This is a genomic window from Actinomadura sp. KC06 (assembly GCF_004348735.1).
In the GTDB taxonomy this organism is placed as follows: domain Bacteria; phylum Actinomycetota; class Actinomycetes; order Streptosporangiales; family Streptosporangiaceae; genus Spirillospora.
The window spans coordinates 1-6645 of record NZ_SMKT01000275.1 but is presented as its reverse complement, the minus strand read 5'-3'; the positions used below and the strand labels follow the sequence as shown (position 1 = coordinate 6645).

Here is a 6645-nt window from a genome sequence, read left to right as displayed (position 1 = left end):
CCAGAAACGCTGGGTCCAGCGCTGGAAGCCCGCCCTGAACGCCTTCCAGATCGCCTTCGAAGGCCGCCTCACCCCAACCACCCACTGACCACCCAAACCCCAAATCAGCCGTTAACTTGACACTCCCCCCGGATGCCCGTCCTGAACATCGACGGCGGTCGCCATGGGCGACATCGCCGCGCGGGTCACGAACATGGCGAAGCTCAGTACATCAAGACTCGAACTGGCTGACGAGATCGTGGTCATGACGGCCTTCACCAGCGCCGCTGCTGCATCTCGCCGGGCACTGTTCACCACGTTCACCGCCTCACTCATCTCAGGGCGTGAACGGTTTGGGCTGATCCGGCAGGGTATGGCACGGCGCGTCGGCTAAGAGGGCGTTGGCATGAGATGACAGGGCGAACATGGGGGACGCAGTGCGAGTACGTTGGCGGCGGCGCGCACGTGCGGCGCGTTGGCCCGCGGGCATGGGCATCGCTGCGTGGCGGTGGCTGCGGCGTTCCCGCCGGATACAGCGGCGCAGGCTCCGTTCGGGGGTGCTATCGGGGGTCGAACGGTTTCCGCATCGCGACGGAACCCGGCTGCAAAGTGCGCGGCAGGGCGTCGGACCCACCTACCAGCGGCGTTACATCGTCCGGATCTCCGGCAGCCCATTGACCGCGGCGCAGTTGATCAAACGGCTGTGCGATGATCTCAACGCCGCGTCACCGGTGGAGGTCGCCGTCTTCGACAAGACCTCGGGAGTTCTCCGGCGCTTGGACGTCGGAGACGAGTACGTGGTCCACATGCCGGGGCCTTGGGACTGCCCGGTCCGGGTGGTGGAACGGACACCGCTGTCGTTCCGGTTCGCCACGCTGGAGGGCCACATGGAGGCCGGTGAGATCGAGTTTCGGGTAGGAGAGGCTCGTGAGGGCGGCCTGGTCTTCACGATCGAGTCATGGGCGCGTAGCGGCGACCGGTTGGCAGAGCTTCTCTATGAGAAGGTGGGTATCGCGAAGGAAATGCAACTGCATATGTGGACGCATTTCTGCGCGCGGGTAGCCGAGCTTTCGGGCGGCCATATGGTCGGTGAGGTGGAAGCCCATACGGAACGGATGGATATCTCCGGATCCAGGCGTGGGAAACGGTCGATCTTCCGCGCGGTCGAGGTGGTATGCGCGCGGTGCTTCGCCCTGGCGGCACGGCTGCGCAATCGCCCCCTGCATCCCAGAGGCCTGGTGTTCGATGCCACGCTGACCCTGCACGGCACCTCCCAAAGCTGGGGAGTTCCACTGCTAGACGGCCACACGGAACTCCCAGGCAAAGTGCGGCTTTCCCGCGCGGTGGGGTTGCCGCCCGTGCTGCCGGACGTGCTGGGCCTGGCGCTGAGATGGACGCAGCCACAGGCCGACACCGGTCCTGGCGCCAGCGACCGTGCCGGTGACCAGGCCACTGCTGAGCTGCTGTTGGCCACGACCGGGCGCTCCGTGCTCGGTCGCCACCTGCTCCGGCCCATGACCAAGTGGAGTCCCGCGTTCTACGGCTCTCTGCTGACGTACCGGGTAGGTGACCGCCGGGTCCTGCTGGGCGCGGTCGCCCGGCGGACACACCTCGGTCCAGCTGACCTGGAAACCCTCGCGCGCGCCGTGGACGAGCGGCCGCTGCTCCTCGATCTGGTGGTGGCGACCGAATTCGGCCCGTGGGAGCGGTTCGGCGAACTGCGGCTCACGGGGCCGGCACACAGTGACGACCGCGAGCCAATGCGGTTCAATCCCGCCCGGCATCCAATACAGGAGCTTCATCCGGCTGGGCTGCTCCAGCAGGTACGCGGCTCCACCTATGCGTCTGTCCAGCGTGTCGCCCACCATGGCGCACGTCCACGCCCTGCGCCCGAGCATCGGCCGGAAAAGCCATCGTCATGACAAGGAACAATCGCGCCCGGCAGCGCATGCGGCGGCACCACGCCGACCTGCACCGGTGCCGCCTCAACTTCGATCCTCGGCAAGACGACATGAGCAGGCCGGAGCAGGGCTGGCATGTCGATGACTACCGGCAGCAGTTGCCCCCGGAGCCGCCGGGACCTCCGATTTTCGGAGGAAGTTGGGAGATCGCCTGCAACCTCATTCGGGACTACCAATACGCCGACCCAGCCATTATCCGGGAGATCTGCCGCTCGGGCCCGCCGGAGCCGGGCCGGAACATGCTACTCGAAGCACGGTTCTACGGGCTGCGTTTCTACCTCGGTCTCCGTGTCGGCGACGTCGTCGACACGATCATCGAGCAAGACGGACGCCAGGCGAGAGTGTGGGGCTGGAGCTATCAAACGTTGGAGGGACACCTCGAACGGGGGCAGATGGACCAAGAGGTGCGTAAATGGCTCGACACCGGTGAAGTGGAATTCCACATTCACGGTTTTTCGCAAGCCGCGTCCACCCCACACCCCATCGTGCGTTTCGGCTTCCTGCTCTTCGGTCGATACATGCAACTGAAGTTCTACAAGCGGGCGTGCCGACGCATGAGGGCGCTGACCACGGCCAAACTCGCCACATAGCGTCAGGCTCTTCAAGAGAAACTCAACAGGCTAGCGACCCGGGCCGGGCGTCCGGTCATGGTGTTTCCTTACCTTCTTCCTGTGTGTTCGTTCCTGACCATTCGTAGGGTTGGGAGGACCCCGGGAGCGCCAGGTATGGCTTTCATGGTTTTGCCACCTGGGTGGCTTGAGAGGGTTGGCCGCCTGGCGCTCCACGACGACCCGACCGCTGATTGGGATGCGCGAACAATTCGCTGTGTAAGGACACGACGGCGCGGTCGTCTGCGGGACCCCCATGTGAACTGCGACGACGGAGGAGCCCGAGGCCTCGCATCTGGGCAGGTGTGGACGCGGGTAAAACCCACCACCACTGCACGGTGATCGACCCCGACGGCAACCGGCTGCTGTCCAGGAAGGTGGTCAACGACGAAGCCGAGATCCTCGGCCTCATCACCGAGGCCAACGCCCTGGGTGAGGACGTGCGGTGGGCGATCGACCTCAACAGCGGTGGAGGGGCCCTGCTCATCACCCTGCTGCTCGGCTACGGCCAGGACCTGGTCTACATCCCGGGGCGCACCGTCTACCACGCCTCCGGCGCCTACCGGGGCGGCGGCAAGACTGACGCCAAGGACGCCTTCGTCATCGCCGACCAGGCTCGCATGCGCCGGGATCTGCACCCGATCGTGTCCTTCGACGAGATCGCCGCGGACCTGCGCAACCTCACCGGCCGCCGGACCGACCTGGCCTGCGACCGAACCCGGACCATCAACCGGCTGCGCGACCAGCTCCTGGGCTACTTTGCCGCCCTGGAGCGCGCCTTCGACTACAGCAAGAGCAAGGCCGCCCTGATGCTGCTCACCGGCTATCGCACCCCCACCTCGCTGCGCCAAATCGGCCAGGCCCGGCTGGAGACGTGGCTGCGGGCCCGCAAGCTCCGCAACTCCGCCCGTGTGGCTCGGGCCGCGATCGAGGCCGCCCAGGCCCAGCGCACCACGGTCACGGGCGAGAAGACCGCCGCCGCGGTGGTCGAGCGCCTGGCCAAGGAGGTGATCGCCCTCGATGCCGAACTCGCCGAGACCGATGCGGCCATCGAGCCCCGGTTTCGCGAGCACGAACACGCCGCGGTGATCACCAGCCTGCCCGGCATCGGCCCCATCCTGGGCGCCGAGTTCATCGCCGCCACCGGCGGCGACATGACCGCCTTCGGCAGCGCGGACCGGTTGGCTGGCATCTCGGGACTCGCGCCAGTACCCCGGGACTTGGGCAAGATCAGCGGCAACCTGCGCCGGTCCCGGCGTTACAGTCGCCGCCTGCTGCGGGTGTTCTACATGTCCGCTACGAGCGCAAGAGGGCCGAGGGCAAGAAGCACATCCAGGCCCTGCTCGCGTTGGCCCGCCGCAGAGTCAACGTGCTGTGGGCGATGCTCAAGGACGGACGCGCCTACATGGCTGCACCCGCCGTGAAACTGACTACAGCAGCCTGAACCGCTCACGATCGGTTACGGCGTCGGGTTGACAACCTCATTGGGAATCCTCCCGGCCCTGCGATCGCCCGTCGCCTGTTTTTAGTGCGCGTGTCACCCTTCTTCTGGTCATCGACCGGAACGTGTTGTCGACGTCAACGGAAGGTCGACAGTCCCAGGAGCGCAGCGCCGGCCGAGGACACCGGGTTGAGGGGTGGAGAACTCATCAGGACAGTCGGCGTAGCGGCGAGGCATGCCGTTGGCGCCGAGCTGCGTGCGCGGCTTGACCGTCAGGTCGCCTGCTTGGCGAACAACGCCACTTCGATGTCGTCGTCATGCGGATCCGGGTCGAGACACCCGAGGAGAGCCGGCTGTGACGCGGGACGGCTGAGGCTGGTCGTCACCAAGATGGGTTGGCCGTTGTGCCGTTTACTTTGTTACCTCCGGGTATCGCCAACGAATGAGAAACCCGTTTCTGGAAGTTTCGGGGGACCTATCTGAACGACCATCTCGCGGCGGCGGTGTGGGCCCGGCCCGCAGGATCGCGCAGGGGCATCGGTTGGCCTCCCGCTCGCCGCCGTGGTTGAGCCGGTGTCGTCTGATCTTGCCAATGGAGGCCGGAACAGGGAAGACCCCGCACAACGACGCGAACGCCGCCTCGGACCGCGGACGGTCGGGGTTGGCGCCGCAGGTGGCCAGGAGCTGAGCAGTGGTCTCCACGCCGATGCGGCGCACTGCCGGCAGGTTCGGCCTGCCTGTCTCACCGGGACGGCAGCTGCTCGCGCAGCTCGGCCGGAGCGGTGATGAGTAGAGCCTTCATTTCGTTGACGCAGGCGGCGCGGGCCTGACCGCCCCGCTGCGAACCAGATGCAAAGCACGGATCGACTCAGCGACGCCGGTGCCGATCTTGGGAACTGCATCGGCCCTGCGCATGCCTCACCTGCGGTGATAGTAGTGATACGCCCGAAACGGACATACGGTTGTGCTGTGAAGAACACGCAAGGATCCTTGGAGGACGTCACCAGGCGGCTCGAGATTATTCAGGCGATCAGCGACCAGGTGCTCGTCCACTTGGAGGCCGACGAGTTCCTGGACTCCTTGCTGGAGCGTGTGCGCGAGGTCATGAACGTGGACACCGCCGTGGTGCTTCTCCTTGATCGCCGGGAGCGGATTCTGGTGGCGACGGCGGCGAAAGGCATCGAGGAAGAGGTCAGCCAGGCGGCTCATGTCCCGGTGGGGCAAGGTTTCGCCGGTCGCGTCGCAGCAGAACGGCGACCGGTCCTCATCCCGGATGCGACCAGTGCCGACCTGTTCAACCCGCTTCTTGTCCAGCGAGGCCTCCGCTCCCTGCTCGGCGTTCCGCTCATCGGCCGCGGCAAACTGGTGGGGGTGATGCACGTCGGGACGCTTACCAGGCGTGTGTTCACCGAGGAAGAGACCGAAGTCCTGCAGCATGCGGCTGCGCACGCCGCGCTGGCAGTGCAGTCTCTGCTCAGCCGCGCCGAACGCGCCGGCGCGCTGGAACTACAGCGCAGCCTGGTGCCGTCTGCGCTTCCGGACGTTCACGGCGTCGAATGGACGGCTCGCTACCGTCCTGGCACGGCCAGCCTCGGAGGGGACTGGTACGACGTGTTTCCCCTCCCCTCGGGCGAGTTCGGCATCGTCATGGGCGACGTGGCAGGGCACGGGTTCGCGGCCGCCGTCGTGATGGGGCGGATGCGCAGTGCACTGCGCGCTTACGCGCTGGAGAGCACCGATCCGGCCGAGGTCCTGCACAAGCTCAACCGGAAGATGCAGCATTTCGAGCCCGACGCGACGGCGACCGTGCTGTACGCGGTGTGCGACCCGTCTTGGGAGCAGATCCGGCTGTCCTCGGCCGGCCATTGCCCGCCCGTCCTCGCCCTGCCCGGGTCTCCGGCGGCACCTGTCGCTGTGAAGCCTGACGTCCTGATCGGCCTCGGCGAAGAGGTCCCCCGCCAGAGCACGACAGTCAAGCTCCCTCCCGGCGCTCTGCTGTGCTTCTACACCGATGGGCTGGTGGAGCGGCGCAGCAGTTCGATAGACAGCGACATCGACCGGCTGTGCGAGGCGGTGTACGCCGGCCCGCCCGAGGAAGTCAGCGCCGCCGTGATGGCGGCGCTCATCGGCCGTCAGCCGACAGCGGACGATGTCGCGCTACTGGTGATGCGCCGGACAACGACCGCGTAGGCGGGGGTCGCGCAGAGCTGCACGCTAGGCCACCGGCCTCGGCGTCCACCCCATTGGCGTCAATGAGTTCCTCCCGTCCACCACCATCACTGGCACGAAACTTACCCGCGACACCGACTTTCCCCGGCTGCCCCTCAGACGGGCGACATGGTGCTGCTCCCCATAACAGCTACGACCCCGCCGTGTACCTCGCCCTGCGCCATGGCCTTGACGAGGTGGCCGACGGTTTCGGCGATCCCGCCTGCACCAGCCCGGGTTTCGCTGTCGCCGTTTGTGTGGCCGTCGTCGAGAAAAGGGCTTCGCTTTCGGTCAGTCTTTGTCGCGGGCGTCGCGGATCAGGTCGCGGACGCGGTCCACCATGGCGACCATCGGTCCCGCGAGCATGTTCTTGGTGGCGGATTCGGTGCCGGGGTGGGGGTGAGTGGGCGCGGTGGCCTCGGCGGCGCGGACGGCGGCGGCGAAGCCC

At 66.7% G+C, this 6645-nt stretch carries 5 protein-coding genes and 1 pseudogene; 5 read left to right on the top strand and 1 reads right to left on the bottom strand.

What is annotated here, in order from left to right; translation table 11 throughout:
• Positions 1 to 163 precede the first annotated feature (163 nt).
• From E1287_RS41180 to E1287_RS41165, 4 genes are all read left to right on the top strand, one after another.
• Positions 164 to 373 carry a hypothetical protein gene (locus tag E1287_RS41180; protein ID WP_131971231.1) on the top strand — a complete coding sequence of 70 codons (210 nt, stop codon included), beginning with the start codon at positions 164 to 166 and terminating at the stop codon, positions 371 to 373.
• Between the two features lie 94 nt (positions 374 to 467).
• Positions 468 to 1901: a DUF1990 family protein gene (locus E1287_RS41175; RefSeq protein ID WP_165969441.1), complete on the top strand. Its 1434-nt coding sequence runs from the start codon at positions 468 to 470 to the stop codon at positions 1899 to 1901.
• Positions 1898 to 2530 (top strand): DUF1990 family protein, encoded by a 633-nt coding sequence (locus E1287_RS41170; RefSeq protein ID WP_131971227.1) that lies wholly within the window; start codon positions 1898 to 1900, stop codon positions 2528 to 2530. Before E1287_RS41175 ends, E1287_RS41170 begins: the two co-directional genes overlap by 4 nt.
• A gap of 356 nt (positions 2531 to 2886) precedes the next feature.
• On the top strand, positions 2887 to 3972 hold the full coding sequence (locus tag E1287_RS41165) for an IS110 family transposase (RefSeq protein ID WP_243719797.1): 1086 nt from the start codon (positions 2887 to 2889) through the stop codon (positions 3970 to 3972).
• A gap of 557 nt (positions 3973 to 4529) precedes the next feature.
• Here the strand turns inward: E1287_RS41165 and E1287_RS41160 are convergent.
• A pseudogene (locus tag E1287_RS41160) lies at positions 4530 to 4697 on the bottom strand (transposase); the annotation flags it as partial.
• 282 nt (positions 4698 to 4979) lie between these two features.
• Here E1287_RS41160 and E1287_RS41155 point away from each other — a divergent pair.
• Positions 4980 to 6179 (top strand): GAF domain-containing SpoIIE family protein phosphatase, encoded by a 1200-nt coding sequence (locus E1287_RS41155; RefSeq protein ID WP_207934774.1) that lies wholly within the window; start codon positions 4980 to 4982, stop codon positions 6177 to 6179.
• Positions 6180 to 6645: the final 466 nt, after the last annotated feature.

Coding starts and splice junctions, on each gene's coding strand:
- E1287_RS41180 (WP_131971231.1), top strand. CDS start 164: ATGGGCGACATCGCCGCGCGGGTCACGAACATGGCGAAGCTCAGTACA.
- E1287_RS41170 (WP_131971227.1), top strand. CDS start 1,898: ATGACAAGGAACAATCGCGCCCGGCAGCGCATGCGGCGGCACCACGCC.
- E1287_RS41175 (WP_165969441.1), top strand. CDS start 468: ATGGGCATCGCTGCGTGGCGGTGGCTGCGGCGTTCCCGCCGGATACAG.